A 1,102-nucleotide genomic window follows, 5' to 3' on the forward strand; every position below is an offset into this window, starting at 1 on the left:
ATTTGTCACATACCTTATATATTTTTTTCTCAATTATAATATTCAAAATAAGAAGGAACACATATGAAAATTTTTGTAGCAGGTGCAACGGGTGTAATAGGACGTTCTTTATTGCCAATGGTAATAAGAGAAGGTCATACGGTGTTTGCAATGATTCGTAATGAATCACAAGTAGAAGCAATAAAGAAAGTTGGTGCTATACCAGTAATAGCCGGGAGAGAGGTGCTTCAAATAATAAAGCACATAAAGATTATGGATGGATACCTTTACATCCTTAATGGTCTGAAGAGTGTGTGAAATATCATAAAAATCCTTTAATGGGAATACTAGTAACATTCACTATTAAAGGATTGGGCTGTAATGAATATACTTTTTGAAAGTATTATTTTAATCCTCACTGGAATTATTGTTTTAAAATTGACAGGTAGTAAATCTGTTAGCCAAATGACGAGAGCTGAAATTATTATTGTTGTTTCTATAGGTCGTATTATTGTAGAACCTATATTAAGTAGGAAAGTAGTCCCATCTATTTTTGCTGCGTTTATTTTTGCGGGTGTTTTACTTATCATTCATTTTATTGAATTGAAATCACGAAAAGTAGAAAAGTTTCTAAATGGAACTAGCATTATTGTTATAGAAAACGGAGAAATCTTAAAAAAGAATTTATTACGCGCAAAAATGTCAGAACAACAATTATTTATGCATCTGAGAGAAAAAGGTATACATGAAATCAAGAATTTACAACAAGCAACCGTAGAAACGAATGGACGAATTGGGTATCAACTAACTACTAAGGCACAACCAGTTACTTTGGAAATGTTAGAGAAGCTTTTAGAGCAATACAATTTTAAAAAATAGTTGTAGACTGAAAAGCGCTTCTTGTACTTTTCACAAACATGTAAAAGTCCCTTCAGTAATACTGAAGGGACTTTCGTGTTATTTAATGTATCTATCAATTTGATTTGTGTCTATTAAGATTGGAAGGTATGATTTTTAACAGTCTCATCATATCATGGTCTTCATGCTCTAAACGATGACAATGCCATACATAATCTCCAGAATAGGGCTCAAACTTCATTATGATTCGGACGATTTGTTCACC

2 protein-coding genes and 1 pseudogene are annotated in these 1,102 nt (G+C 31.9%); 2 read left to right on the forward strand and 1 reads right to left on the reverse strand.

The features are described from left to right. Positions 1 to 63 precede the first annotated feature (63 nt). Positions 64 to 213: pseudogene (locus AC1DTM_RS27825) on the forward strand (NmrA family NAD(P)-binding protein); the annotation flags it as partial. A 147-nt stretch (positions 214 to 360) separates the two neighbouring features. Continuing rightward, positions 361 to 858 carry a DUF421 domain-containing protein gene (locus AC1DTM_RS27830; protein ID WP_016104934.1) on the forward strand — a complete coding sequence of 166 codons (498 nt, stop codon included), beginning with the start codon at positions 361 to 363 and terminating at the stop codon, positions 856 to 858. 94 nt (positions 859 to 952) lie between these two features. On the opposite strand, the gene AC1DTM_RS27835 is transcribed toward AC1DTM_RS27830, so the two are convergent. Then, positions 953 to 1,102, reverse strand: a 150-nt coding sequence (locus AC1DTM_RS27835) for a multicopper oxidase domain-containing protein (RefSeq protein WP_477001411.1), incomplete at its 5' end; no start/stop codon positions are given.

The sequence above is a fragment of the Bacillus sp. P4_D3 genome, assembly GCF_056401855.1.

Bases quoted from the DNA above. Each gene is read 5' to 3' on its own strand.
- AC1DTM_RS27830 (WP_016104934.1), top strand. From the start codon at position 361: ATGAATATACTTTTTGAAAGTATTATTTTAATCCTCACTGGAATTATT.